Here is a 26169-nt window from a genome sequence, read left to right on the forward strand (position 1 = left end):
AAAGGGGGTATCTATACTCGTCGCATTCTCGCCGCTTCTTCCGATGCTTATCGCGCCAGTCTCCTCGGGTTAAAGGGAATTTGATGCAATTGCCCTGGGGGTAGGGTGGGCGAGCGCTCATCCCTACCCCTATCGGTTATCGAAAAACCTGGTTCTGTCACATTTACGCAGGAGGACCAGTTATGAAGGCCTTTGTGAAAGCCCGGATGCTGAAGTATAGCCCGCGAACGGTCGGCATCGATTGCGGAAGAGCCGTTCATGCCGGAAACGTGACTGTCTATAAAGCGGAGGCGAAGAGATAACGCCACCCCGCCTTGTCCAGATCAATTCCAGATCAACGAGAGTGCCAGAAGGTCTCCTCGACGGGAATCGAACAGGGGAATGTGAGACCGGGGGGCCAGCCAAAAACCGCCACTTTTTCTGAAAATAAATTCGCAACCCTCGATATGAGGGGTTTTTGCGAGTAGATGAATTGAAGCGTTTTGTCTGAACATGCGAGTTTGTTTTTGCTAATATTGCAAATCAAAGTCAACACTTTCGATTTGCAATAAACGAGGTGTTTATGTATCCACGTCAAGCTCGTACCACGCTGGAACGTCTGGCCCGGGGATTTCCGGTGCTGGCCTTGACCGGGCCGCGCCAATCCGGCAAGACGACGCTGGCACGCGCCACATTCCCCGACAAGCCCTATGTTTCTCTGGAAAATCCGGACGAAAGGGATTTCGCCGAGCATGACCCCAAGCGATTTTTGGCGCGCTTTCCCGAGGGGGCAATTCTGGATGAGGTGCAGCGCTGTCCGGCGTTGCTGTCGTGGCTACAGGGTCTGGTCGATGAGCGCCCGGTGATGGGGCAGTTTGTACTGACCGGCTCGGCCCAGTTCGATCTGATTGCTGGCATGAGCCAGTCGCTGGCCGGCCGGGTTGGACGGGTGGAGCTTTTACCTTTGTCGCTGGGTGAGGTGCAGGGCGCCGGCTTGCCGACCACGCTTGACCTATTGTTGCTGAATGGTGGCTATCCGGCGATTTATCAGCGCGATCTGGCGGCGAACGACTGGTTTCCGAACTATGTGGCGACGTATCTGGAGCGCGATGTCCGGCAGATCATTGCCGTGCGTGATTTATCGCAGTTCCAGCGCTTTGTCCGTATGTGTGCGGCGCGCTCCGGGCAATTGCTTAATCTGGCGGCGCTGGGCGCCGATTGTGGCATCTCGGCGGTCACGGCGCGCGAATGGTTGACCGTTCTGGAGACCAGCTATCTGGTAACTCGTTTGCCGCCGTATTTTCAGAATTTTGGCAAACGTCTGGTGAAATCGCCCAAGCTGTATTTCCTCGATGTGGGCTTGATGGCCTGGTTGTTGGGGATTCGTGACGAAGCGTCGATGTCCACGCATGCCGCCCGGGGCGCCTTGTTTGAAACCTGGGTGGTTTCAGAAATGATCAAACAGCGCTTCAATGCCGGCCAGCCGGCCGACCTGTATTTCTGGCGGGATAGTGCCGGGCATGAGATCGATGCGGTGTTCGAGACAGCCGCCGGTTTGCAGGCGGTTGAAATCAAGTCCGGCAGTACTTTTGCTGCGGACTGGACGGATGGGTTGAAGAAGTGGCAGAAATTCGCTGGTGACACGCCAACTCTAAAGCCGATCCTGATTTACGGTGGAACGGATAGCCATGAGCGGGAGCATTGTTTGCTCACCGGATGGCAGGACATGGCGGACGCTGATTTTCGATAGGCGCGTTTCCATTGAACGGATGCTTTTTTGGTCTCCTCGACGGGAATCGAACCCATATCTCACGCTTAGGAGGCGCGTGCACTATCCGTTATGCTACGAGGAGAACGGGACGTATTCTAGCGTGCCGAGGTGGTAAGCCGCCAATTTCTATTGTTTCGGTGGGAGAATGATGATGATCAAACAAGTCTGGCTGTTTCTGTTGCTTGCCCTCTGTAGCCTGGCATGGGCGGATGAGGTGCCGGTCGTAGGCAGCATGGCGCCGGCGTTTGTGCTGTCCGACCAGGGCGGGCGGGATGTTTCACTCGACAGCCTGCGCGGCAAGTGGCTGGTGCTTTACTTCTATCCGAAGAACGATACGCCGGGCTGTACTGAGGAGGCCTGTAGTTTCCGCGACGACATGGCGCAGTTGACGGCGCTGGGTGCGCAGATTGTCGGCGTGAGCATTGACAGCGCGGCGTCGAATGCCGAGTTTGCGAAAAAATATCACCTGCCTTTCCCGTTACTGGCCGACAAGGACGGCGATGTGGCCAGGCGTTATGGCGCTTACGCGGACTGGATGGTCACTCGATTCGCCCGTCGTTACACCTTTCTGATCGATCCGCAAGGTAAAATCGCCAAAGCCTATCTTAAGGTCGACACCTCGAAACACTCCGCCGAGATCATCGCCGACCTCAAGCAACTGTCTTCATCCCCCAGAAAGTAAGCCCACTTCATGCCGCACCTGATTCTGTCCGATGCATCGCTCGCCTATGGCCATGTGCCTCTACTTGATCACGCCGATTTTCTGCTCGATCCAGGCGAGCGCATTGCGTTGATCGGCCGTAACGGGACCGGAAAATCGTCTTTGTTGCGGGCTCTGGCCGGGCAGGGTGCGCTCGACGATGGAAACGTGTGGGTTCAGCCGGGTATCCGCCTGGGCTATGTGCCGCAGGAGCCTCCGTTTGACCCCGATCTGTCGGTGTTCGAGGCCGTAGTCGCCGGCATGGGGGAGATTTCCGCGTTGCTCACCGAATATCACGCAGTGACGCACGCCATGGGCGAGCCCGCGGCGGACCATGAAACCTTGCTTGAACGCATGCATTACTTGCAGGGCGAGCTCGAATCGCGCCAAGCCTGGTCCTTCGAGACTCAGGCCGAACGGGTGATTCAGCGCTTTTCACTGGACCCCGACGCGCGCGTCGGTACCCTCTCCGGCGGCCAGAAGAAGCGCCTGGCGCTGGCGCAGGCGCTGGCCATCTCCCCCGATCTGCTGCTGCTCGACGAGCCGACCAATCATCTGGACATTGGCGCTATCGAATGGCTGGAGGATATGCTGATTTCATCGGGTGTGGCGATGGTTTTCATCACCCATGACCGGCGCTTTCTCGATCGCGTCTCGACGCGCATCGTCGAACTCGATCGCGGGCGCCTGCTCTCCTGTCCCGGTAATTTTTCCGCCTATCTGGCCAAGAAGGAACTGATACTGCACGACGAGGCGATCCAGAGCGCTAAATTCGACAAGTTTCTGGCGCAGGAGGAAGTATGGATTCGCAAAGGAGTCGAAGCGCGGCGTACGCGCAACGAGGGCCGGGTACTGCGTCTTGAACAGTTGCGGCGCGACCGTGCTGCACGCCGCGAGCGCCAGGGCAAGGTTGAATTGACCCTTGATTCTGGCGACAAGAGCGGCAAACTGGTTGCCGAACTGGAACACGTCAGCAAGCACTTTGGCGAGGGCGCGCAACAATTGACCGTAGTGCGCGATTTTTCCTGCCGTTTGCAGCGTGGCGACAAAATTGGCCTGATCGGGCCCAACGGCGCCGGCAAAACGACACTGCTGCGTCTGATCCTCGGCGAACTGGCGCCGGACACGGGCACTGTGCGACTCGGAACCAAAATCCAGGTGGCTTATTTTGACCAGTTCAGAACGCAGCTTGACGAAGAGGCGGCGCTGGTCGATGTAATCTCGCCGGGTTCGGATTATGTTGAGATTGGCAACGAGAAAAAGCATGTCATCGGCTATCTGGGCGATTTTCTCTTCGCACCGCAACGTGCGCGTTCGCCGGTCAAGTCGCTTTCCGGCGGCGAACGCAATCGCCTGTTGCTGGCTCGCCTGTTTGCTCGGCCGGCCAATGTGCTGGTGCTCGACGAACCGACCAACGACCTCGATATCGAGACGCTGGAACTGCTCGAACAATTGTTGCAGGAGTACACGGGAACCCTGTTTCTGGTCAGTCATGACCGGACCTTCATTGACAATGTCGTAACACAGACCATTGCCTACGAGGGCGACGGCGTCTGGCGCGAGTATGCAGGCGGCTATCAGGACTGGGCGGATTATCAGGTCAAGCGGCGCGCCGCTGACGCGGCCCAGTCAACGGCCAGGCGTGCGGAACCAAGTGCTGCGTCACCCAAGGTCAAGGCCGATAGCAGCCGCAAGCTCAGTTACAAGGAAAGTCGAGAATTATCCGAATTACCGCAACAAATCGCCACCCTTGAGCAGGAGCAGAAAGAGATCAGCCTGCGGCTCGCAGACCCAGCGTTCTACCAGTCACAGACTCAAGATGCTCAGGGACTTTCGCTACGCCTGAGCGAAATCGACAATCAACTGCTGGTCCTGCTCGAACGCTGGGAAGCGCTGGAGGGGTGATAAATCAAGGGCAACACAGCGAACCACCAAGGCACCAAGAAAAGCGAAAAAAACCTGGTTCTCCTGGCGATAATCAATATTCATCGAATGAACTTTCATGCCAGCCATTTCACTTGTACTTGACCCTCTGCGCAGACGACGCACCATCTTCGCATGCTGTGGTGCCCACGTGCTGCACGACGGATTTTCCGATCTTTTGTTCGTTTTGTTCCCGGTCTGGCAAGTTGCGTTCGGGTTGTCACTAGCGCAGGTCGGTCTGCTGAAGACACTGTGTTCCGCTTCGATGGCATCGTTACAGGTACCGATGAGTCTGCTTTCAGAGCGGATCGGAGAACGTGTTCTGCTGGCGTTGGGTACGCTCGTCGCCGCAGGCGGGTTCATGATGTCGGGATGGACGGCGGGGTTTGTCGGTCTTGCGCTGTGTCTGATGCTTAGTGGGGCGGGAGCAAGCGTGCAACATCCACTCGGCTCCGCGCTTGTTTCTCGTGTGACTGATGGTACGCAGTTGCGCGCTGCGTTGAGCGCCTACAATTTCTCCGGCGATATCGGCAAGGTTCTTTTGCCGGCGTTGTGCGCGGCGCTCCTCGCCGTATACGACTGGCATTTTGTAATTTCACTGATGGGCATGCTTGGCCTGGGCGCGGCTCTTGCCGTCTGGTTTGCCTTGCCGCGAGAGCAGCAAAGTACTGCCAGAGTGCGTGTGCCGGACATGTCGGCAACAACAGAGGGGCACCTGGATACATTGGCGACCCGGGGGTTTATTTCATTGGCAGCAATTGGCGTGATCGACAGCGCAACACGAATGGGATTCCTGTCACTGTTGCCGTTCGCATTGATCGCCAAAGGCGCTTCGGTAACGCAGACAGGCTTTGCGCTGAGTCTCGCATTCGCGGGAGGCGCCACGGGAAAATTCTTTTGCGGTTTGCTTGCAGTGCGTGCCGGTGTTCTGCGCACCTTGATCATAACCGAGCTTGCCACAGCAATCGGCATTGTCTTGATACTTCCACTCTCGCTGGAGCATTCGATGCTCTTGCTGCCTGTAATTGGCATCGCATTAAACGGAACCTCATCGGTACTCTATGGGACGGTACCTGAACTCGTTCCAGTTTCGCGACGATCACGTGCTTTTGGGGTTTTCTACACACTTACAATCGGAGCTGGTGCCTTCGCACCGGCACTCTATGGACTGATCGGCGACAGGATTGGCGTGCCGCATACGTTCGAAGTAATCGCGGCATTCGTTCTGCTTGTCCTTCCTTTGACATTGGGTTTACGCCCTGCCTTGCGCGCGCTGCAATTGAGCTGAGCGAACCCGAAATGTCCGGAGGTCCTCAGATTCCCGATGCTTTTCTGATTGCCGCGCGAATCTGCGGCAGCGCCGCCTGCGCGGCTTTTTCACCTTCTAGAATCGCGTCGTGGCGGGCCAGAAAATCGGTTGGACCGAAGTTGCCGACCTGTGGGCGAATGACAACGTCGGCCTCCTTCATTTCGTAGCGGGCGAGGTTCTGCCCCATGATGGTGAAGGTTTGCAGCAGGATATCGAGCGTGCCGCGTACCGGCTGGTTGCCTGGTGGCGCCGAGATATCGACGGCGATCACCACGTCGGCGCCCATCTGCCGGACGCTGCGCACCGGAACCAGGCTCGACAGGCCACCATCAACGTATTCGTGGCCATTGATGCTGACCGGCCTGAAGACACCAGGCACCGTTGCCGAGGCGCGCACGGCCATGCCGGTGTTGCCGGTCCGGAAGAGGATGCTCTCGCCGCTGTTCAGATCGGTGGCGACGACGGCGAAGAGTTTTTTCAGACCTTCGATCGGCCGCTGTGCAACGGCGTCATTGACGAACTTCTGTAGCCCCTCGCCCTTGAGCACGCCGCGGTCCGGAACCGACCAGTCGGCAAATTTTGTTTCATCGAGTTTGTGCGCCAGTTTCTGCAATTCGAAGCCGTCGTTTCCGGCGGCGTAGAGCGCGCCAACTACGGCGCCGGCGCTGGTGCCGACGATGATGTCGGGGCTGATCCCCTGCGCCTCCAGTACCTTGATGACCCCAATGTGGGCGAAACCGCGCGCGGCGCCACCGCCAAGGGCGAGACCGACCCTTACCGTCTTGGCCGTAACCGGCGGTGGCGGGGGAATTGATGGCAGTGGTGCCGGAGGCTTGGACGCGCACGCCGACAGGGTCAGGGCGACAAGGGTGGCGAGCAGAGTCGGGAAATGGTGGTGGCGCATGGGTGTCTCGTCGAGTTGCTGCCAGGCTATGGCGTTTGAATGTTCTTCGGCGCGGCTTCCAATGCGGGGGGCATAAACTGCGGGAGGATTTCGGCAGGAATGTTCAGGCGGGAGAGTAGCGATTCGCGCTTGATATGCAGCAATTTCTCGATAGCGCTCAAGTCGTCAGGTAGCGCAGGGTCACTCCAGTCGCTAGTCGAGTGGCGGGCAAGGTTGACTGCCAAGGTGACGTTTTGAACGCGCGGCAGATGCGCATTGGCATCGTCCATCAGAGCGTTGAGCAGATCGGGCAAATGCCAGACATCGCAAAGCGCCAGTTGCAAATCAAACAGTGGAAAACCAAGGACTTGTTTTTGCGCGCTGGCGCTGCGCAGGGTCTTGTCGGCCTGCTGCCGGTCGCGAATCTCAATGGCCAGCTTGGGTGCAAAACACCACAGCAGAATCTCCGCAAGGTCATGCAGCAAAGCGGCAAGGGCGACTTCCTCGACATTCATGTCGTGTCGCTCGACAGCCCAGTCATAGGCATAATTCGAGGCGCGCTGAATACGGCGGATGACCTGCAGCACACCAAGCAATGCCTGCGGCTCGTTCTTGAGCATGGCTTCGATGGTGACCGGCGTTTCGAATCGGCTGAAGAAAGGTTCTATGCCGAGCATCATGACCGCATTGGCGATGGTCGTGATGTCCGAGCGCAAATGCTTGCCACGGAAAGGCTGGATGTAAGCGAGAACACGGACAGCCATCAAGGGGTCCTGCAGCACGATATTGGCAATATCGCGACCGCTGATCTTGTCCATGTCCTGACGCGCCTCTTCAAGTCGGCGTGCCGTTTGACGCAGAATCGGCATTTCGGCATTGCTGAAGAAGAGTACCCAGGCTTTAAGGTCTTGCGGTGGCTGACTAAGCATTTGCCTCAATACGTCCTCAAAAAGAAACAGGCTGAATACTGGATTGATTGCGCTTGATCAACGAATTTCGGCACATGGTACGCGCAGCATCTGCCGGCGGCAAGACGAATCCAGCCGCAGTCGTTCCGCCCCCCGTTCAACTGATTAGCACTCGGGGAGCCTGATCAGCTTTGCTGCCTTTTCCGGCGTGCATTTGCTTGGGATGACGCCGAGCAAGGGCGATGCCATGCGCTCTGTCAACGCTGCCAGATTCTCCTCGAAGTGGGACATCTGCGGGTCGGTTCGGTTGGCGACCCAGCCCGCCAGCTTGAGTCCGCGTGCGGCAATGGCCTGTTGACTGAGCAGCGCGTGGTTGATGCAGCCCAAGCGCATGCCGACGACGAGGATGACGGGCAACTGGAGTCTTTCGGCGAGGTCGGCGGTGCTAAGTTGTGGGCCGAGCGGCACGCAGAAGCCACCAACGCCCTCGACCAGTAGCGCGTCGGCCATTCCAAGCAAAGCCTCGAACGCCGCGACGATGCACGCCAGCTCGATACGTCGTCCCGCTTCAACCGCCGCGATATGCGGGGCAATCGCCGGATTAAAAAGGTAGGGATTGACGAGTTCGCGTGGCGCCCGCCCGCCGGAGGCGGCGAGCAAGGCTTCGACGTCAGCGTTCCTGCCTTCGGCATCGGTACCGGCGGCCACCGGCTTCATGCCAATGGCCGCCACCCCCTTGTTGCGCAGCGCATGCAGTAGCGCACAGGCAACAAAGGTCTTGCCGACTTCGGTGTCGGTTCCGGTGACGAACCAGGCCGGTTTGATAGGTGGGTTCATTTTGTTTTGTTTGGAGTTGGATTAAAAAGACGTTAACCACAACGACACAACGGGCACAACGAAGGGTGACTACAGACGATTTTTTTGCAAAACCTTTTCCCCTTTGTTCGTTTTTCGTTGTGCCCGTTGTGCCGTTGTGGTGATCTGCTCTGTTCATTTTCTCGCATAGCCAATAATGACATCGTAGCTGGCCGGCAGGCCGGCGGCTTCACGGTGCTGTTCGTAGGCGGCTTCAACCTGCTGCCAGGCCTGGCGCCCCATCATCCCGCTGCGACCACCCTCGCCGACGTTGTGCGCGCCGATGGCTTTGACCGCGTGCAGCAGGGTTTTCAGGTTGGGGTAATGGGCGGTGTGTTTTTCGCGACGCAGGCTGATATTGCAAAATCCGGCATGGGTCAGCGCCTCGCTGATCGCTTTCGGCGCGCTGAAAGGCAGCGTGTGGCGGTGTTGGTCGACGGTGGAGAATGCGGCGCGCAGTTCCTTGAAGGTGCCCGGCCCCAGGGTGCTCAGAGCGAGCTGGCCGCCTGGCCTAAGAACCCTGGCTGCTTCCGCAAAAGCGATGTCAGTGTCACACCACTGAATGGTCAGGCTTGACCACCACAGGTCGAAACTGGCTGCGGCGAAGGGTAGCATTTCGATGTCAGCAGCGCAGCAGGCATCGCTGTCGTGGCGCGCCAGATCGAGCATTGCCGGGGCGAAATCGACGCCGGTGATATGGGCTGTGGGCCAGCGCTGGCGCAGCAGGCGCACGCCGTAGCCGGTGCCGCAGCCGGCGTCGAGCAGTTGGTGCGCCAGTGGAAATACGGAAGGATCGAGCGTTTCGAGCAGCCGCTCGCAGACCCGGCGCTGAACCACTGCGGCAGCGTCGTAGGTGGTGGCCGCGCGTTCGAATGATTCACGGACGCGCGGCTTAATCGTTGACAGGGGCATAACAGAAATCGTCAATTAGCCGGGCAAAACGTTTAGGGTCGTTCAGGAAGGGGGCGTGGGCCGCGGCTCAAGCAGTTGTACGCCGAACAGGTGAAACCGATCGGCCCGGCGGGTATTGGCGCTAACCCGCAATGATCGCAAACCTCATCGTTATAAACTCGACGCGTTCGCGCAGGATGGCCACTGAACCAAGAAAAATTAAATAAGTCCGGATGAAATCACGCCACACGGATATCGAGGTGGCGCCCCAACACTCGCGCTGCCGCCTCGATCTGATCAAAGCGCGACGCATGGTTCAGATCGAACAGCCGATCCACCTGCGGCATATGCCAGCCAAGCCGGCGCGCCAGTTCCGCCTTTTTTATCCCCTGCTCGGTCATCGCCTGATACACCCCAAGCTTGGCGCACTCCAGCGCCGACGGGCGCACCGTCGGTCGACCGTCGGCGGCGCTGGGGACCGGCAGCGGTTTGCGCGCATCGACATAAAACGAGAGCGCAGATTCCAGTGCATCAACGGCATAGAGCAGGGCCTCATCCTCATCACTGCCGAAGGTGATCGCCTCTGGAACATCCGGGAAGGTCACCAGAACCGTGCCCTCATCGGGCGCGAGGATTACCGGGTAGTCAAACATGAATTCTCCTTACTTCAAGTCAAGCTGGCGTTTGATCGCGGCTACCAGTCCCTTGCCAAGCTCCGCCGTACCATGCATCGGCAGCGTCGATTGATGGCCATTAAGAAACACCTTTAGATGAGAACCCTTGCCCGGCTGGAAAGTCGCGCCTTGCTGTTCCAGCCACTTCTTCATCTGGTTCGAGTTCACGGGGCCAATAATAAACATTTATGTTGTTTTTTTCAATAAAAACGCAACACAAATGTTTATTTACGTCCTCCTCTGGCGGCTTGTTGTCTTATTTGCCCCTGAAAATGAGACAGCGCACTCGCTACCCACGCCTCCGTCAAAAATGTAACGGAGATGAAGCAATAATCGTTCTATATGAACAGCTGGACAAACTGTTCAGGGTCGTTCAGGAAGGGGGCGTGGGCCGCGCTGTTGAATATCTTAAGTTGTGCGTGCGGCAGGTTTTCATTAAGCCAGTGCGCGGCGGCGAGCGGCATCAGCGGATCATTTTCGCCGTGGATGATTAACGTCGGCAGGGTGATCGCGGCGATCTGAGCGCGCAGGTCGACCGAACCCAGCCAGTGCAGGCCGCGCAAAAGCGTTGCGCTGTCGGGCAGCGGGTTGGCGGTCAGGGCTCGCGCCAGAGTACGGACGTTGGCGCGGGCCCGGACATCGCCCTGGTTGAGCAGGGCGCTGAAGCGTTGCAGGGCGCCTGCGGCATTGTCGGCAACCGCCTCGCTGAAGCTGTTAAGTAGTGCCGGCGGCTGCGCGTGCGGCCAGTCGGCGCGTTGGATGAAGCTGGGCGTGGAGCCGCAGAGGATCAGCCGGCCGACGCGTCGTGGTTCGAAACATGCAGCTTGCATGGCGAGCAAGCCGCCAAGCGACCAGCCGCACAGGGTGCACCCGGCGGGCAGAGAATCGGCAAGCGCTGCGGCTGTTTCCATGAAGTCTGCGACTGGTGCTTTGTCGGGAAAAGATCCGTAGCCCGGCAGTTCGACCAGATGCACGCGAAAGCGCTGCGTCAGCAGCGGCAGCACGGTTTGCCAGGCCGATTTTCCGATTCCCCAGCCGTGAATCAGCGCCAGATCGCTGCCCTGACCCATGCGTTCGACCATGAGCGCGCTCATGCCAGATCCTGCAGGGCGGCGACCAGGCTTGCCACCTGTGCGGCGCTATGCGCGGCGCTCAGTGATACGCGCAGGCGGGCAGTTCCCCTGGGGACGGTCGGCGGACGGATGGCCGGCACCCACAGGCCGCGTTCGTAGAGCGCGTTAGCAATGCGCAGTGCTTCGTGGTTGTCGCCGATGAGCACTGGCTGGATGGCCGTCGGCGATGGCAGCAGTTGCCAGCGGGTGTCGGCCAGCCCGTCGCGCAGTTGCACGGTAAGCTCACTCAGATGTGCCCGGCGGGCATCGCCGCTCTCAATCAGGTCAAGGCTGGCAGCCAGCGCGCAGGCGATCAGCGGGCTGCTTCCGGTGGTGAAGATATAGGTACGGGCACGTTGCAGCAGCCATTCGATGACCGTCTGCGAAGCGGCGACAAAGGCCCCGGAAGCACCTGCGGCCTTGCCCAGCGTGCCCATATAGAGCAGGCGTTGGGCGGCGGAACCGATGCCGAAATGCGCCAGGCTGCCGCGACCTTCGTCGCCGAGTACGCCAAAGCCGTGCGCGTCGTCGATCACTAGCCAGGCGTCATAGCGCTGCGCGAGTTCGAGCAGCCCGGGCAGCGGCGCCAGGTCGCCGTCCATGCTGAACACGGCGTCGCTGAGGATCAGCTTGCGTTTAGCGCTGCTCTTGGCCAGTAGACGTTCGAGCGCGGCCAGGTCGCCGTGCGCGTAGCGCTGGCTTTCAGCACGCGAAAGCTGTACGGCATCGAGCAGCGAGGCGTGGTTGAGCTTGTCGGCAAACACCGCGTCGCCGCGCCCGACCAGAGCTGGAACAATGCCGAGGTTGGCCATGTAGCCAGTGGAAAAGAGCAGGGCGCGCGGAAAACCGGTGAAGGCGGCGAGCCGCGCTTCGAGTGCGACATGCGGCGACTGGTGACCGCTGACCAGATGCGAGGCGCCGCTGCCGACACCCCAGGCCCTGGCGCCGGCGCAGGCGGCCTCAACCAGGACCGGATCGTTGGCCAGGCCAAGGTAGTCGTTACTGCAAAAGCTGATCAGCGGGCGGCCATCGACTACCGCTAGCGGGCCGCAGGGCGCCTCCAGCGTGCGCTGGTGGCGTTTCAGACCATCCGCTTCGAGGCTGTCCAGCGCACTTTCCAGTTCGTCCCAGATCATGGGCTCAGCGCCGCGTCGAGCGCTTGTTCCGCGCGACCGGCGAGGAAGGCGCATTCTTCGCGGCTGATCACGTAGGGTGGCATGACGTAGACGGTATTGCCGATCGGGCGCAGCAGGATTTCGCGGTCAAGCGCGGCACGATAGAAACGGCTGGAAAACTGAGGGTCGTCGCTGACTACGTCAAATGCCGCAATCATTCCGCGCTGACGGAAGTGCCTGACGCAAGGGTGTGCGGCGAGCGGCGCCAGACATTCGCCAAGATGTGCGGCGAGCACGCGGTTAGCGGCGAGCACTTCGTCCTCGGCGAAAATGTCGAGGGTCGCCAGCGCTGCGCGGCAGGCCAGCGCGTTGCCGGTATAGGAGTGCGAGTGCAGGAAGCCGCGGCTGGTGGCATCGTCGTAGAACGCGGCATAGACGGCATCCGTGCTAAGTACGATCGAGAGCGGCAGATACCCGCCCGAAATACCTTTCGACAGGCACAGGAAGTCCGGTTTGATGTTGGCTTGCTCATACGCAAAAAAGGTTCCGCTGCGACCACAGCCGACGGCGATCTCGTCGCAGATCAGATGCACCTCGTAGTGGTCGCACAGCGCGCGCGCGTGGCGCAGGTACTCCGGGTCGTACATGGCCATGCCGCTGGCGCACTGGATCAGCGGCTCGACGATCAACGCTGCAATGTTCTGGTGGTGTGCAGTGAGATGAGTTTCAAGCGACAGCGCGGCGCGGCGGGCAGTATCGGCGGGTGTTTCGCCGTCACGGGCCCGGCGCGCGTCGGGCGTCGGGACGGTGGCTGCGGCGCGCACCAGCGGTGCATAGGCGTCCCTGAAAATCGCCACGTCGGTAACCGCCAGCGCGCCGACCGTCTCGCCGTGGTAGCTGCCTTCAAGGCATAGAAAGTTCTGCTTCTCGCTGCGCCCGCGATTGCGCCACGAGTGGAGGGACATCTTGAGCGCGATCTCGGTCGCCGAGGCGCCATCGGAGGCGTAGAAGCAATGACCGAGCGCGCCGCCGGTCAGCGTCGCCAGACGTTCCGAGAGTTCGACGACCGGCTGCTGGGTGAAGCCGGCCAGGATGACGTGTTCGAGTTCGTCGAGTTGCTTGCGCAGAGCTGCGTTAATGCGCGGGTTGCAGTGGCCGAACAAATTGACCCACCACGAGCTGATGCCATCGAGGTAGCGCCGGCCGTCAAAATCATGCAGCCAGACGCCCTCGCCGCGCGCAATCGGAACCAGTGGCAGCGCGCCGTCGCCGGCGTGCTGCTTCATCTGCGTGCACGGGTGCCAGACGGCATTGAGGCTGCGTTGCAGCAGGTCGGCATTGCGCATCAGCAAGGTTCAATGCAAGGTCTGCGATGGCGTGTTGTTCTGCTCGGGCATTTCGGCGTGCACCGGTTCGCCTTCGATGTTCGGGTAGAGCGGTGCGCCGCAGTCGTCGCAGAACTCGAAGGGAAACTGCTGGCTGTGCACCAGGACTTCCTTGAGGCCGGATTCGCGCAGCAGGCTCTCCACCTCGCCGACCACGTCAGTCGTTTCGTCCTCGGCGCCGAGCAGCGGCCAAATGACACCGTGATAAATCGTGTCGCCGTCGCGCGGCCCAAAACCGATACGGTATTCCTCCAGGCGCTTGTCGTGAAAGCCGCCGATAACGGCGCGCAGGGCTTCGGCGGGTTGGCCCAGGGTGGTTTGCAGAAAGGTCACCGACGCGCGCAGCGAGTAAGGGCGCGAGGCCATGTCGGCGGTGCGGCAGGCGGCGTGATAGGCATCGGCGAGCAGGGTCTGGAAGGCGCAACCGGTGAGCAGAGGCTCCAGGCAGGGGCCGCCCTGTTTGACCCATTCCTTGAGCGCGGACTCGCGCGTGCAGGTTTTCGACTCATTCCAGCGGAATAGCGGCATGCCGTGCGGCACGGCAATGGCGCCGATCAGATAGCGGGTGTCCGAGAGGAATTGGTTGGTTTCAGGCAGCGTCGACAGATCAAGCTTCAAGGCCTCCTTGCCCAGCGCCGCGCCGCCCAGATCGCGCATCAGTTGCCAGGTGTCGACGAAGCTGCGCGGCAATTGATCCGGGCTGTACAGGTAGTCGGCCAGCGCCAGTTGGGCGTGCGCCGAAAAGACATGGGCGCCCAGATGCACCTTGAGCGTTTGCAGCGTGCTCCTGGGGATCGTTCCGGCCGGGATCGAGAAGCGTGACCAGGCCAGCACCGGCACATTGAACAGCAGGATGTCGAAATCCTGCCCTTGATGCGAGAGCACGGAAGATTCTGCACGCGATTCGATGATGTCGGCCAGGCTGTCATGCGCCGCCGCGTGCGAGTCGAACAGACGGTCCAGCGAAGCGTTCAGGTCGTCTTCGGCGCCGTCGTGCAGCAGTTTGTCGATCAGTTCGGCGAGCTCTTTTTCCCAGAACAGATCCTCCAGTTTGCCGCCGGACTCAGCCAGGCCGGTGGCCAGCCGGCCAAGTTCAGTAGCGTCGGCCGAGATGCGCTTACGCGAGGAGGGACGGTTGCGTTTCATGATGGGGGAACCTGCGCAGTGGAAACAATCCGCTATTGTACCAAGACGAAGGTGAGCACTGCTTGTCTGATCATTTCTTCCTTGGCGACAGGGAAGAATCGCGTTTCGGGAACGGCAAGCACTTGGTCAGGTCGCTTACAATCTGCTTCGGAATGATTTTCGGCCAGGATACAAACCATGATCGTTGTTCTTTCTCCCGCCAAAACGCTTGATTTCTCGACGCCGCCCGGTGTTGCGACGCATACCCAGCCCCGCTTCCTCGATCAGTCACAACTGCTGATCGAAGGTCTGCGCCAGTTATCGCCGCCAGAAATTGGCAAATTGATGGGCATCAGCGATCAACTCGCCACGCTCAACGCCACGCGTTATGCTGAATGGAAACTTCCGTTTTCCCCGGCCAACGCCAAGCAAGCGGTTCTGGCCTTCAACGGTGATGTCTATGAAGGGCTGGACGCCACGACGCTGGCGGCGGCTGACCTGAAGTTTGCGCAGGGACATCTGCGCATCCTCTCCGGGTTGTACGGTCTGCTGCGCCCGCTTGACCTGATTCAGGCCTATCGCTTGGAAATGGGCACCGCACTGGCCAACCCGCGCGGCAAGGATCTCTACGCCTTCTGGGGCGAACGCATCGCCGATGAGCTCAATTCGGCGCTGCTTGAAGTCAAGGCCAAGGCGCTGGTCAATCTGGCATCTCAGGAATATTTCAAGTCGGTCAAGCTCAAGCAGCTTACCGTGCCTGTGATTGAGCCGGTGTTCGAGGATTGGAGCGTTGGTCAGGGTAAATACAAGGTCGTCAGTTTTTACGCCAAGCGCGCGCGCGGGCTGATGGCACGCTTTGTGTTGACTCAACGGCTGAAGGCGGCGCAAGGCCTGAAGACTTTTGCCGCCGAAGGCTATGCCTTTACCGCCGAAGCCTCTACGGCGACGCGCTGGGTTTTCCGTCGAAAATCAGATGAGGCCAAGTAGCCGGCAGGCGTCTTCCGCCGTCAGGATGGGGCTGGCGGGTGGTTTGTGCTTGTGGCGGTTGAGCTTGAGCAACAGCTTGTCGCGTGTGATGAGCAGGTCGGCCTGGCAGCGCGCGGCAAGAATCAGGAATTTCTGATCGTCCTCGTCACGGCAGCGCGGCAGAAGATAGTTTTCCTCGCCGCTGGCGTTGCATAAGGTGACGACCCCCAGATAGTTATCCATCAGGGCCTGGCGCTCCAGAGCGTCGAGACCAAACTCCGGGTAGCCGGTGACCCGTTCAAGTTCGGACAGGCATTGGCCATCGGTAAAACACTGCAACTGACCATTGTTGATGGCTGTTTGCAGCGGCTGCGTATGACGGTTGTTGAAGTGCAGCATGTCCATCACGATGTTGGTGTCGAGTACGAGGCGTACGATGCGGGAGGGCAGGGTGGGCATGGCTTTGATCGGGAGTAGAAGGTTGCTATACGGACTGGATGTCGGAACGCCGCCGCACGATAGCACTTATAATGACCGGCTCAAATCACGACGCCGATAAAATGCCCGTTCATTCCTCACAAATCATGCTGCGCGAGGAAGAGGTTGAGTTCATCGCCATTCGCGCGCAGGGCGCCGGTGGTCAGAACGTCAACAAGGTGTCGAACGCCATCCATTTGCGCTTTGCCATCGGCGCCTCATCGCTGCCCGATGAAATCAAGGCCCGGCTGCTGGAGTTGCGTGACCAGCGGGTCAGCGCCGACGGCGTGGTGGTAATCAAGGCGCAGTCGCACCGCAGTCTGGAACGCAATCGAATTGACGCCCTGACGCGTTTGCGCGAATTGATTGCCCGTGCTGCCTTTGTCCCCGTGCTGCGTCGCCCGACCCGGCCGTCGCGCAGTGCGCAGAAGAAGCGCGTCGAGAACAAGGTCAGGCGCGGATTGGTCAAGGTTCTGCGCGGTCGGGTTGAAAATCAGTAATCCGCTCTGGATAAAGAAATTTGCAGTAGACTGGTCAATTCATGATCATGACATGTGGCTGTCATCCGGGGAAAAGAGGGAGTTATGCATTCTCGCCAAGCGCTTCCGGCGCTGACGGTCAGCGCCATCGGTGTCGTTTTCGGAGACATCGGCACCAGCCCGCTCTATGCCATGAAGGAAATCTTCAATGGCCACCATCCGATTCCGGTGACACCCGAGAACATTCTGGGCATTCTTTCACTGGTCTTTTGGTCGATCATGGTGCTGGTCTCGGTCAAGTATGTTGCCGTGATCATGCGTGCGGACAACAAGGGCGAGGGCGGCTCTCTGGCACTGCTGGCGCTGGTCACCGAGCGGGCCAGCAATTCCGGCATGACCTGGGCCGTTACCCTGCTCGGCATTTTTGCCGCCGCCCTGTTTTATGGCGACAGCATGATCACGCCGGCGATCTCGGTGCTTTCCGCTGTCGAAGGGCTTGAGATCGTCACCCCGGCCCTCAAGCCTTACGTTCTGCCGATTACCCTGAGCGTTCTGACCGCTCTTTTCTTCATCCAGAGGCGCGGAACCGGAACCGTCGGCATGCTCTTCGGACCGATCATGGTCCTTTGGTTCGCCATTCTGGGCGTGCTTGGGGCAATCGAGGTGGCTCGCCATCCCGGCGTGTTGGTGGCGCTTAACCCCATCTATGCGCTCCACTTTGTCAGCAACCACGCAGGCCTTGCTTTCCTCGCCCTCGGCTCGGTGGTGCTGGCGGTGACCGGTGGCGAGGCGCTGTACACCGATATGGGCCATTTTGGCCGCTTCCCTATTCGCCTGGCCTGGTTCGGTTTTGTCATGCCAACGCTGGTGCTCAACTATTTCGGCCAGGGCGCGCTGCTGCTCAATGAGCCTGAAGCCATTATCAATCCATTCTTCCATCTGGGGCCGAATTGGGCTCTGGTGCCGATGGTTATCCTGGCCACGGTGGCAACGGTGATCGCTTCCCAGGCGGTGATTTCTGGAGCCTTCTCGGTGGCGCGTCAGGCTGTCCAGATGGGTTTCCTGCCGCGCATGCTGATCGTCCATACCTCGGGCAAGGCCGAAGGCCAGATTTACGTGCCGTTCACCAACTGGACCCTTTATCTGGCCGTGATCGCGCTGGTCATCGGCTTCCAGAGCTCCTCCAATCTGGCCGCCGCCTATGGCATTGCAGTCACCGGGACGATGCTGATCGATACCATCCTCGTCGCTTTTGTGATGGTGCTGATGTGGCGCTGGCACTGGTCTGCGGTCGCCGTTATCGCCGGTTCGCTGCTGATCGTTGATCTGGCCTTCTTTAGCGCCAATGCGTTAAAGATTCCCGAAGGCGGTTGGTTTCCGGTCGCTATGGGGCTGGCTTCATTCGCCGTGCTCACCACCTGGCGCCTCGGCCGCCGCCTGGTCGGCGAAGAAATGGCCAAGCAGAGTATCCCCATGCATTCCTTTCTCGATATGATCGATAAAGTGCATCGCGTCAATGGTACCGCCGTCTTCATGACCAGTTCCAAGGAGGGCGTTCCTGCCGCATTGCTGCACAATCTCAAGCACAATCAGGTGCTCCATGAGCGGGTTGTCCTAGTCACCGTGCAGACGACCAACACGCCGCACGTGAACGAACTGGATCGCATCTATCTGCACCGGATGCGCAAGGGCTTTGTGCGGCTGATCATCCGCTATGGTTTCATGGAAGACCCGGACATTCCGCGTGCCCTCGAGCGCTGCAAACGCTTCGGCGAGAGTTTCGACATTACGGAAACCACCTTCTATCTCTCGCATGAAACGATTGTGCCCACGCTACCGCGCAATATTTCGGCCTGGCGTTCCCGCTTGTTCGCGCTGATGTCAAAGAACGCGACCAGTGCGACCGAATTTTTCAGGATTCCTACCGATCGTGTCGTTGAACTGGGAACCCAGTTGGTGATCTAGCCGTGGGGAAAATTCTGCTGGCGCCGATGGATGGACTCGCCGACCACGTGTTGCGCAACGCGCTGCCGCGTACTGCCTGATCGCCGCGATGTACGCCAACTCACGCCTGCCTAGCAGCGCCCAGAGTGCGATTCATGACCACTTGGGGACGCTGCTTGAGCGCCATGCCACTGCTCTATTTCGCAAGCCATATAGTGATTACAACCGCGCTGCTTTCGCTGCCAGCTTCGAACGTCGCGCACGGGTGGCGGCCGCTGCGCCGCTGATTCTTGATTCCTGCTGCGGCGTTGGCGAGAGCAGCCTGGCGCTGGCGCTCGCTTTTCCCGACCATTACGTGATCGGTGTCGATCAGTCCGCATCGCGTCTGTGCAGAAATACTGGCGCCACACCGGGTTCGTCTCGTTTGCCGCTCAATCTTGATTTGGTTCGCGCTGACCTGGTCGACTACTGGCGATTGATGCTTGAGGCCAATATCCACTTGGCTCGTCACTACCTGCTTTATCCAAATCCCTGGCCGAAAATTGGCCACCTTTCGCGACGCTGGCACGGCCATCCGGTTTTTCCGGCCTTGCTCGCACTCGGTGGCGTGCTCGAATGCCGCAGCAACTGGCGTATTTATATCGACGAGTTCTGTTTCGCCATCAACCGCCTGACGTTACGCTCAGCCCATTGTGAGCCCTATGCACCACAGAACCCATTGACGCCCTTTGAGCGGAAATACCTGAACTCCGGGCATCCGCTTTACCGCACCCGAGTCACATTGTGAGAAAACGATGACTATGCCGGATTTTGCCTGTCTTAGCTGTGGCGCTTGTTGTGCGGCTTTTCGCGTCGATTTTGATTGTGTTGATCTGGCTTTTGCCGGGAATCGGGGCGTGCCGGCGGAACTGACCGTCGCCTTGACCCCCACGCTGGTGCGCATGCTCGGCACTGATGCAGCGCCACCACGTTGCATCGCGCTCGAAGGCGAGATCGGTCAGGCGGTACGCTGCGGCATTTATGAACAACGTCCTGGCCCCTGCCGTGATTTTGCGCCCTACGCGCCATTGGGGATTGGTGATGACGCTTGTGATCGCGCCCGGCGGCGCCATGGTTTGTCGCCTCTGTGAAAGGATGTTATGACCCTATTTCTTGAGGTTCGCGGTGACTACATTCAACTGGATCAGTTGCTCAAAACAACGGGCCTGTGCCATTCGGGCGGCTACGCGCATTCCGAAATCGAGGCCGGAAAAGTCAGCGTTGATGGCGTCGTTGAGACGCGCAAACGCGCCAAGCTCCGCCCCGGTCAGGTGGTGCGCTATGGCGAGGAGACGGTTAAACTGCTTGCCAGCGAAGGGTCTTGAGGGCGGCGGCGATTAAAAAGTCCGAAACGCTCATCCAGCTTACTTCACAGCATCCTATTTATCTTATATCATATACAAGAGTTGTATTTCTTCGGTATCAGCACTACTTTGACTTCGCGCTGTAACTGTCTTGGCCTTGCACTACAATGAATAACCCGAATTCAAGTCACTCCTCCACCCCCGCAACTTTTGAGAAAGGACGCCCCATGCTGGAATCCTATCGTGCCCATGTTGCCGAGCGCGCTGCGCTTGGCATCCCGCCACTTCCCCTGACCGCCAAGCAGACTGCCGAGCTGATCGAGTTGCTGAAAAATCCGCCCCAGGGCGAAGAGCGGGTGCTGGTCGAGCTGATGACCCACCGTGTCCCCGCCGGTGTCGATGACGCCGCCAAGGTCAAGGCCGAGTTTCTCGCCAAGGTCGCCAAGGGCGACGAATCCTGCGCGCTGATCTCCAGGGCCAAAGCTACCGAACTGCTCGGCACCATGCTCGGCGGTTACAACGTCAAGCCGCTGATCGACGTGCTTGGCGATGCCGAAGTAGGCACCTTTGCTGCGCAGGCGCTGAAAAAAACGCTGCTGGTGTTCGACTTCTTCCACGACGTCAAAGAGCTCGCCGACCAAGGCAATGCAAATGCCAAGAGCGTCATGCAATCGTGGGCCGACGCCGAGTGGTTCACCTCGCGCCCGGAAGTGCCGACTTCGCAGACATTGACAGTCTTCAAAGTCACTGGCGAAACCAATACCGACGACTTGTCGCCGGCGCCAGACGCCACCACGCGTCCCGATATTCCGCTGCATGCGCTGGCCATGCTCAAGAACGCGCGTCCGGGAATCGACGCCGATGAGCCGGGCAGCCGGGGTCCGGTCAAGCAGCTCGAAGCGCTGGCCAAGAAGGGCAATCTGATCGCCTACGTTGGCGACGTGGTCGGCACCGGCTCCTCGCGCAAGTCGGCGACCAACTCGGTGCTGTGGTTTACCGGCGAAGACATTCCCTTCGTCCCGAACAAGCGTTTCGGTGGCTTCTGCCTGGGCTCCAAAATCGCTCCGATCTTCTTCAATACCATGGAAGATGCCGGCGCACTGCCGATCGAGATTGACGTCGAACAGATGAACATGGGCGATGAGATCGAGCTCAAGATCGACACAGCGACAACGAAAGTCACCGCGCTCAAGAACGGCAAAGTCATCGCCGAATCACAGCTCAAGACACCGGTGATTCTCGACGAAGTGCGTGCTGGTGGCCGCATCCCGCTGATCGTTGGTCGTGGCCTGACGGCCCGGGCCCGCGCCGCCATGGGGCTGCCGGTGTCCACGCTGTTCCGTCTGCCGCAGAACCCTGCCGATACCGGCAAGGGCTACACCCTGGCACAGAAGATGGTCGGCCGCGCCTGTGGCCTGCCCGAAGAAAATGGTAAGCAGCGGGGCATTCTGCCCGGCACCTACTGCGAGCCGAAGATGGCCACCGTCGGATCGCAGGACACCACCGGCCCGATGACGCGCGACGAATTGAAAGACCTGGCCTGCCTGGGCTTCTCGGCCGACATGGTGATGCAGTCCTTCTGTCACACGGCGGCCTACCCGAAGCTGGTCGACGTACAGACCCATCGTACCCTGCCCAGCTTCATCAGCACCCGTGGCGGCGTGTCGCTGCGTCCGGGCGACGGCATCATCCACTCCTGGCTCAACCGCCTGCTGCTGCCCGATACCGTCGGCACTGGTGGCGACTCGCACACACGCTTCCCGATCGGCATTTCCTTCCCGGCAGGTTCAGGTCTGGTCGCCTTTGCCGCCGCTACCGGCGTCATGCCGCTGGACATGCCCGAATCCGTTCTGGTGCGCTTCAAGGGCAAGTTACAAGAAGGCATCACGCTGCGCGATCTGGTCAATGCCATCCCCTACTACGCTATCAAGCAGGGGTTGATGACCGTCGCCAAGCAGGGCAAGAAGAATATCTTCTCCGGCCGCATCCTCGAAATCGAGGGTTTGCCCGATCTGAAAATCGAGCAAGCGTTCGAACTTTCCGACGCCTCGGCCGAACGCTCTGCCGCAGCCTGCACCGTCCACCTGGACAAAGCGCCGATCATCGAGTACATGACCTCGAATATCACGCTGATGAAGTGGATGATCGCCACCGGCTACGAAGACAAGCGCGCCCTCGGCCGCCGCATCAAGGCCATGGAAGCGTGGATCGCCAACCCGCAACTGCTCAAGGCTGACCCCGATGCGCAGTACGCCGCCATAATCGAAATCGATCTGGCCGACGTCAAGGAACCCATCGTCGCCTGCCCGAACGACCCGGACGACGTCAAGCTGCTCTCTGAAGTTGCCGGCACCAAGATTGACGAGGTTTTCATCGGCTCGTGCATGACCAACATCGGCCACTTCCGCGCTGCCGCCAAGGTGCTTGAAGGCAAGTCGGACATCCCGACACGCCTGTGGGTCGCGCCGCCGACCAAGATGGATGCCACCATCCTCAACGAGGAAGGCTACTACGCCATTCTTGGCAAGAGCGGTGCGCGCATGGAAATGCCCGGCTGCTCGCTGTGCATGGGCAACCAGGCGCAGATCAAAAAGGGCAGCACGGCAATGTCGACCTCGACACGCAACTTTCCCAACCGTCTGGGCATCGACACCTTCGTGTACCTCGGTTCCGCCGAACTGGCCGCCATTTGCGCCCTGATCGGAAAAATCCCGACCGTCGCAGAGTATATGGAGAAGGTGAAAATAGTGAATGCCAAGGCGGCTGATGTTTACCGCTACATGAACTTTAATGAAATCCCCTACTTTGTTGATTCCGCAGCAGAAGTTACTGTGTAGCGTCTAAAAAGTAGAGCAGTTTTAATGCTCTGAAACCCGCGCCGTTACTGGTGCGGGTTTTTGTTTTTAGACGGCTATTTCGCCTCTACCGGACACCGGTTTAATTCGCACCACTGCTGCCAAGCGCCGAGCTTACAGTGGCGGCTTGGAGATTCAAATCTTATCCGCAAGGCCACTGGATAGACGCCAGAAGCGCGTTCTACGTTGTCGGCAGCAGCCGTAAAGGTTCGATGGAGCCCACCGTCGCATCATTTGGCGCCGAAGCGGATGCAAAAACCTTTTCAGCACAATATGGCGGCAAAGTCCTGCGACTTGCTTGGCGATCTCGGCGTAGGTGTACTCAAGGGCCTGCCGCCCAACCCACTTAACCAGGCGTTCGGTCATTTGCCGGGTTGTGTCGATTTCCGGTACGGATGCGGTGAAAGTCAGATTGCACGGCTTGCAGCGCAGACGCGGCACGTCGAGGTGGATCGCTACGCACTTTCCTTGGGATGTTAAATCACGGATGAACAGCGTTTTCTGTGCGTGCTTGACCGTTTCATTCGACCGGCCACAGTGTGGACACATGCGGGATATAACCCGTGGCTCCGCTCGTACATGGTTGTCCGTCTCGGTTTCCTTGAAGTCCAGCACATTGAGGCCGGGGAGATTCAGAAAGTTGACAGGCATTGGTGAGTCTGTCGCTACAGAACCGCTTCCAGCCCCTTGCGATCCAAGAGATTAAGCAGTTTTAGCGAGGGCCCGCTCGGATGCTTGTCACCAATTTCCCACTTCCGAACGGTAGACAGGCTGGTATTGAGAACAGCAGCAAGTACCGCTTGGCTAAGCATCAAATGGTCACGAAGCGCTCGGATTTTTTTGCTGTCGTATTTCGGGACAGGGTCAAGGCACAACACATCAAATTTTGCCATCTTGCGCTTGTCGATAAATCCAAGGCGATGAAGGTCACTTGCCGTTTCATGCACGGCATCAAAGATGCGGCTCTTGACCTTAGTCATGGTTTTCGTCGTCATGGCAAACCTCCTCTAGCGCTCCGTCTTTTACTGCCTCATCCAACTGCCGACTTGTCCGTGCCAGCAATTCCGCTGCGATTTCCTGCAAAGCCTCCAATTCATCGTCTTGGATATTGGCTCGTTCGCTCTTCTCAAATCCGAATACAAAGAACCATCTATTCCCTTTGTTAGTCGCGACAAGCGTTCTCGCTCCACCACGCTTCCCTCGTCCTGGAAGAGCAACTCGTTTCTTCACCACACCACCACCGAGATCGGCATCGATCAAGCCGCAGACCATCTCTTTGACCGCATCGGACAGCGTTCTGTCTGTCAGATCTGTCTTGCGCATCCAACGGCTGAAGTGTTTGGTCTTGAACACGCGTCTCATGAGCTAATTGTGCCACTAAGTGACACAGATGTCTATCGACAAATCAACTCAGGCATCACCCATGAGGCGATTCCATGAGACGATTCCATCAATAAGACCGCGACGCACGGGACACAAGAGGAAGGGAAGAAATCGACCCAATCCGGTCTGTCAGCTTTCTCCAGAGCAGCCATTCCGTTGTAAATTGGATGCTACGAAGCGGCAGTTGGTGACCTCACACAATCGGCCTTAACAGAAGGGGTCCCAGAAGGAAAGTCTTCTAAGCGGTTGGTGGGGCATCTGGTATTTGGTGGCTGTGCTGACAAAGTAAGCCAATGAGCCGACCGGCTGAGTCGACACCGTTAATTATTCAAATTTTGGGAACTAATCACGAGAATCAGTGTCAAACGTTTGCTGGTGTCGCCAGCATATATTCATCCGGACATCTTGAGAGGTGATCTAAATTGGCTACGTGCTATTCGTCAACTTTGGTTCCTATGACCAATAAACTCTTCAATAGCCAAGGTACTCTTACTGAAAAGAATTCAGCGACTTGGTACGGTTTCCATCAAGAAATCGAAAAACGGATGGAAACGATCCTCAAACCGTACGGTTACGAAAATGATTCAGATGAATTGCCGGACGCAGGATCATTTCTCCTGGATGTTGAGTACTCATTCCGTGAACAGAATATGCCCTTCCCATGGGCTATCATTTTCTTTCCCGAGGAATACGCTCTTGCTGGACACCTTCTTTCGATTCGTCCAAACCGGGAGATTCGATTCTTTAGCTATTCATTAATGGCACAACATAGGATCAAGTCGATTGATCCAACAATTGACGGAGCACCACCATTATCGATTATCTATGCGTTCTCCAAGTCGGCAATCAGGGATGCAGCAGCAACCGGTTCTCCGTTATTGAGGGATGCTTGGAGCATTCTCGCTGACAAATCAGAAAACGGTAATTGGGTGGTAATCGCAGAGGCCCTTGATCCCGCCTGGGTTCAGGAGACTTTGAAAGAAAGCGAAGACTTATACTTCAAAATTATGCCAAATGTCCCATGAATAAAATCATCACATCGATGGCAGTGCTTCCATGAATCAGCCACCTCCCTTTGTACCGTCGAACGTCGCGGACCGTTTGGTCCGCGAAGCTGGCGTGGAGGAGCGCAGGCGAGGCTCGCTGCTCGTCGCCTTGCAACTCGACCACTCCATGACTTTCGTCATGGTGGCGTTGGTTTGTGTTGTGGTTGGTGGTGCTGTTGCCCTGTGGCATAGTTCATGGACCCCGGTCATCGTCGCGGTGGTGTTTGCAGCCTTCATGTATTACAAGCTCTTCGTCTCGACAGCTCGTGAAGTCGCCCAAGCTGGAATCCTTCCCGAGCTTCAGGCTGCGTACAAGCGGCTTTACTATTCAGATGCCGATTTCAAAAAACAGGTGGATGATCTTCGCGCGAGCAAGAAGTAGCTTACGAACGCCCAGGCCTACCTATCAATCGGCACGGACGCGTTGAAGCGCGCCGGTTATTTCAAACCTCGGGTAGGAGCATAGAGCCATGAGCGACGTCGATCACAATGCAAACACGAGGGCACAAGGATGCCTAGCGGCGGCTATGCACGCAAACACCGATGAGAAGTTTGGGGCCATGTCCGCCGGAATAATCATCGCTTCTATAGCAATCGCATATTTCCAAAAGAATTTTTGGCACTTCGTCATGGGCGTGGTCATCAGCTTCTTTGCGTCCTACCTCCTTAGGCTTGCATGCTTTCGTCGCGTAGAAAAGAAAACAGGCTTACCTGAGTCAATCCAAGAACACTTCGTGCGCCTTTACAAAAATGACAAACAATTCGCCGCTGAAGTTGACACTCTTCGAAAGAGCTTGCCAGGAAATATTGCTAATCGTGAGTGATATGAACGCCGCCCAACTACTAAGGCTCCTTCGCGGCAACGAACTTGAAGGATTCAATTTCGGCTCCGTGTCCACAGTAAAAATTAAGGTCCTTCAGACATTTCTGTGGGTCAGTAGTACGCTTTCGCGCATGGTCTTCAAGGAGGGCGTGCGATGGAAAGCGTGGAGTTGTATCGGCAATTGCTGGGTCTGACGTTGCCGTGGGCGGTGGAGCGAGTCGAA

Annotated in this window: 29 protein-coding genes, 1 tRNA gene and 1 pseudogene; 16 read left to right on the plus strand and 15 right to left on the minus strand. The window is 58.5% G+C overall.

Features of this window, described 5'->3' with window-relative positions:
• Positions 1-562: 562 nt before the first annotated feature.
• Positions 563-1729 (plus strand): ATP-binding protein, encoded by a 1167-nt coding sequence (locus Q1J43_RS04420; RefSeq protein WP_301101171.1) that lies wholly within the window; start codon positions 563-565, stop codon positions 1727-1729.
• 28 nt (positions 1730-1757) lie between these two features.
• On the opposite strand, the gene Q1J43_RS04425 is transcribed toward Q1J43_RS04420, so the two are convergent.
• Positions 1758-1832 (minus strand) — tRNA-Arg (locus Q1J43_RS04425).
• A gap of 63 nt (positions 1833-1895) precedes the next feature.
• Between Q1J43_RS04425 and Q1J43_RS04430 the strand changes: the two genes are divergently transcribed.
• From Q1J43_RS04430 to Q1J43_RS04440, 3 genes are all read left to right on the plus strand, one after another.
• The gene (locus tag Q1J43_RS04430; protein ID WP_301101173.1) at positions 1896-2432 is read left to right on the plus strand and encodes a peroxiredoxin; all 537 of its coding nucleotides are present in this window, start codon (positions 1896-1898) and stop codon (positions 2430-2432) included.
• A gap of 9 nt (positions 2433-2441) precedes the next feature.
• Positions 2442-4355: an ATP-binding cassette domain-containing protein gene (locus tag Q1J43_RS04435; protein WP_301101174.1), complete on the plus strand. Its 1914-nt coding sequence runs from the start codon at positions 2442-2444 to the stop codon at positions 4353-4355.
• Between the two features lie 97 nt (positions 4356-4452).
• Positions 4453-5661, plus strand: a complete 1209-nt coding sequence (locus Q1J43_RS04440) for an MFS transporter (RefSeq protein WP_301101175.1) — start codon at positions 4453-4455, stop codon at positions 5659-5661.
• 25 nt (positions 5662-5686) lie between these two features.
• On the opposite strand, the gene Q1J43_RS04445 is transcribed toward Q1J43_RS04440, so the two are convergent.
• The 10 genes from Q1J43_RS04445 to Q1J43_RS04490 all read right to left on the minus strand — a co-directional run bounded on the left by Q1J43_RS04445 (position 5687) and on the right by Q1J43_RS04490 (position 14651).
• Positions 5687-6586, minus strand: coding sequence for a patatin-like phospholipase family protein (locus tag Q1J43_RS04445; protein WP_301101176.1), 900 nt, complete (start codon positions 6584-6586; stop codon positions 5687-5689).
• Positions 6587-6612: 26 nt separating this feature from the next.
• Complete coding sequence (locus Q1J43_RS04450) at positions 6613-7494, minus strand: HDOD domain-containing protein (RefSeq protein WP_301101177.1); 882 nt, start codon at positions 7492-7494, stop codon at positions 6613-6615.
• 144 nt (positions 7495-7638) lie between these two features.
• Positions 7639-8310, minus strand: a complete 672-nt coding sequence (bioD, locus tag Q1J43_RS04455) for a dethiobiotin synthase (RefSeq protein WP_301101178.1) — start codon at positions 8308-8310, stop codon at positions 7639-7641.
• 153 nt (positions 8311-8463) lie between these two features.
• Positions 8464-9240, minus strand: a complete 777-nt coding sequence (gene bioC, locus Q1J43_RS04460) for a malonyl-ACP O-methyltransferase BioC (RefSeq protein WP_301101179.1) — start codon at positions 9238-9240, stop codon at positions 8464-8466.
• A gap of 218 nt (positions 9241-9458) precedes the next feature.
• Positions 9459-9872: a hypothetical protein gene (locus Q1J43_RS04465; protein WP_301101180.1), complete on the minus strand. Its 414-nt coding sequence runs from the start codon at positions 9870-9872 to the stop codon at positions 9459-9461.
• A gap of 9 nt (positions 9873-9881) precedes the next feature.
• Complete coding sequence (locus Q1J43_RS04470; RefSeq protein ID WP_301101181.1) at positions 9882-10079, minus strand: type II toxin-antitoxin system HicA family toxin; 198 nt, start codon at positions 10077-10079, stop codon at positions 9882-9884.
• A 152-nt stretch (positions 10080-10231) separates the two neighbouring features.
• Positions 10232-10987, minus strand: coding sequence for a pimeloyl-ACP methyl ester esterase BioH (bioH, locus tag Q1J43_RS04475; protein ID WP_301101182.1), 756 nt, complete (start codon positions 10985-10987; stop codon positions 10232-10234).
• Positions 10984-12141, minus strand: coding sequence for an 8-amino-7-oxononanoate synthase (gene bioF, locus Q1J43_RS04480; RefSeq protein WP_301101183.1), 1158 nt, complete (start codon positions 12139-12141; stop codon positions 10984-10986). Before bioF ends, bioH begins: the two co-directional genes overlap by 4 nt.
• Positions 12138-13466 carry an adenosylmethionine--8-amino-7-oxononanoate transaminase gene (locus Q1J43_RS04485; protein ID WP_301101184.1) on the minus strand — a complete coding sequence of 443 codons (1329 nt, stop codon included), beginning with the start codon at positions 13464-13466 and terminating at the stop codon, positions 12138-12140. The genes bioF and Q1J43_RS04485 overlap by 4 nt, the downstream gene beginning before the upstream one ends.
• A gap of 9 nt (positions 13467-13475) precedes the next feature.
• Positions 13476-14651, minus strand: coding sequence for a DUF2863 family protein (locus tag Q1J43_RS04490; protein ID WP_301101185.1), 1176 nt, complete (start codon positions 14649-14651; stop codon positions 13476-13478).
• A 177-nt stretch (positions 14652-14828) separates the two neighbouring features.
• Here Q1J43_RS04490 and yaaA point away from each other — a divergent pair, with 177 nt between their 5' ends.
• Entirely contained in the window at positions 14829-15617 is a 789-nt protein-coding gene (gene yaaA, locus Q1J43_RS04495; protein WP_301101186.1) for a peroxide stress protein YaaA, read from the plus strand.
• Here yaaA and Q1J43_RS04500 read toward each other — a convergent pair.
• Positions 15600-16055, minus strand: coding sequence for a putative toxin-antitoxin system toxin component, PIN family (locus Q1J43_RS04500; RefSeq protein ID WP_301101187.1), 456 nt, complete (start codon positions 16053-16055; stop codon positions 15600-15602). The genes yaaA and Q1J43_RS04500 overlap by 18 nt on opposite strands.
• 101 nt (positions 16056-16156) lie before the next feature.
• Here Q1J43_RS04500 and arfB point away from each other — a divergent pair, with 101 nt between their 5' ends.
• From arfB to Q1J43_RS04540, 8 genes are all read left to right on the plus strand, one after another.
• Entirely contained in the window at positions 16157-16573 is a 417-nt protein-coding gene (arfB, locus tag Q1J43_RS04505; RefSeq protein ID WP_301101200.1) for an alternative ribosome rescue aminoacyl-tRNA hydrolase ArfB, read from the plus strand.
• An 84-nt stretch (positions 16574-16657) separates the two neighbouring features.
• Positions 16658-18517 carry a potassium transporter Kup gene (locus Q1J43_RS04510; RefSeq protein ID WP_301101188.1) on the plus strand — a complete coding sequence of 620 codons (1860 nt, stop codon included), beginning with the start codon at positions 16658-16660 and terminating at the stop codon, positions 18515-18517.
• 88 nt (positions 18518-18605) lie between these two features.
• A complete protein-coding gene (locus Q1J43_RS04515) occupies positions 18606-19283 on the plus strand; it encodes an SAM-dependent methyltransferase (RefSeq protein WP_301101189.1) in 678 nt (225 codons plus the stop codon).
• Between the two features lie 7 nt (positions 19284-19290).
• Positions 19291-19626 carry a YkgJ family cysteine cluster protein gene (locus Q1J43_RS04520; protein ID WP_301101190.1) on the plus strand — a complete coding sequence of 112 codons (336 nt, stop codon included), beginning with the start codon at positions 19291-19293 and terminating at the stop codon, positions 19624-19626.
• A 9-nt stretch (positions 19627-19635) separates the two neighbouring features.
• Positions 19636-19860: an RNA-binding S4 domain-containing protein gene (locus Q1J43_RS04525; RefSeq protein WP_301101191.1), complete on the plus strand. Its 225-nt coding sequence runs from the start codon at positions 19636-19638 to the stop codon at positions 19858-19860.
• A gap of 206 nt (positions 19861-20066) precedes the next feature.
• Positions 20067-22676, plus strand: coding sequence for a bifunctional aconitate hydratase 2/2-methylisocitrate dehydratase (locus tag Q1J43_RS04530; RefSeq protein ID WP_301101192.1), 2610 nt, complete (start codon positions 20067-20069; stop codon positions 22674-22676).
• Between the two features lie 137 nt (positions 22677-22813).
• On the plus strand, positions 22814-23044 hold the full coding sequence (locus tag Q1J43_RS04535) for a nitrous oxide reductase accessory protein NosL (protein ID WP_301101193.1): 231 nt from the start codon (positions 22814-22816) through the stop codon (positions 23042-23044).
• Positions 22944-23174 (plus strand): hypothetical protein, encoded by a 231-nt coding sequence (locus Q1J43_RS04540; protein ID WP_301101201.1) that lies wholly within the window; start codon positions 22944-22946, stop codon positions 23172-23174. Before Q1J43_RS04535 ends, Q1J43_RS04540 begins: the two co-directional genes overlap by 101 nt.
• Here Q1J43_RS04540 and Q1J43_RS15875 read toward each other — a convergent pair.
• The 3 genes and pseudogenes from Q1J43_RS15875 to Q1J43_RS04550 all read right to left on the minus strand — a co-directional run.
• Positions 23169-23345 (minus strand): annotated as a pseudogene (locus Q1J43_RS15875) (hypothetical protein); the annotation flags it as partial. The gene Q1J43_RS04540 and the pseudogene Q1J43_RS15875 overlap by 6 nt on opposite strands.
• Before the next feature lie 14 nt (positions 23346-23359).
• On the minus strand, positions 23360-23689 hold the full coding sequence (locus tag Q1J43_RS04545) for a DNA-binding transcriptional regulator (RefSeq protein ID WP_301101194.1): 330 nt from the start codon (positions 23687-23689) through the stop codon (positions 23360-23362).
• Positions 23667-24047 carry a type II toxin-antitoxin system RelE/ParE family toxin gene (locus Q1J43_RS04550; protein ID WP_301101195.1) on the minus strand — a complete coding sequence of 127 codons (381 nt, stop codon included), beginning with the start codon at positions 24045-24047 and terminating at the stop codon, positions 23667-23669. The genes Q1J43_RS04545 and Q1J43_RS04550 overlap by 23 nt, the downstream gene beginning before the upstream one ends.
• 485 nt (positions 24048-24532) lie before the next feature.
• Between Q1J43_RS04550 and Q1J43_RS04555 the strand changes: the two genes are divergently transcribed.
• The 3 genes from Q1J43_RS04555 (at position 24533) to Q1J43_RS04565 (ending at position 25947) form a co-directional block, all read left to right on the plus strand.
• Complete coding sequence (locus tag Q1J43_RS04555; protein WP_301101196.1) at positions 24533-25102, plus strand: hypothetical protein; 570 nt, start codon at positions 24533-24535, stop codon at positions 25100-25102.
• Between the two features lie 31 nt (positions 25103-25133).
• Positions 25134-25505 (plus strand): hypothetical protein, encoded by a 372-nt coding sequence (locus Q1J43_RS04560; protein ID WP_301101197.1) that lies wholly within the window; start codon positions 25134-25136, stop codon positions 25503-25505.
• Between the two features lie 88 nt (positions 25506-25593).
• A complete protein-coding gene (locus tag Q1J43_RS04565) occupies positions 25594-25947 on the plus strand; it encodes a hypothetical protein (protein WP_301101199.1) in 354 nt (117 codons plus the stop codon).
• Positions 25948-26169 lie beyond the last annotated feature (222 nt).

The organism is Propionivibrio sp. (genome assembly GCF_029255185.1).
GTDB lineage: Bacteria > Pseudomonadota > Gammaproteobacteria > Burkholderiales > Rhodocyclaceae > Propionivibrio.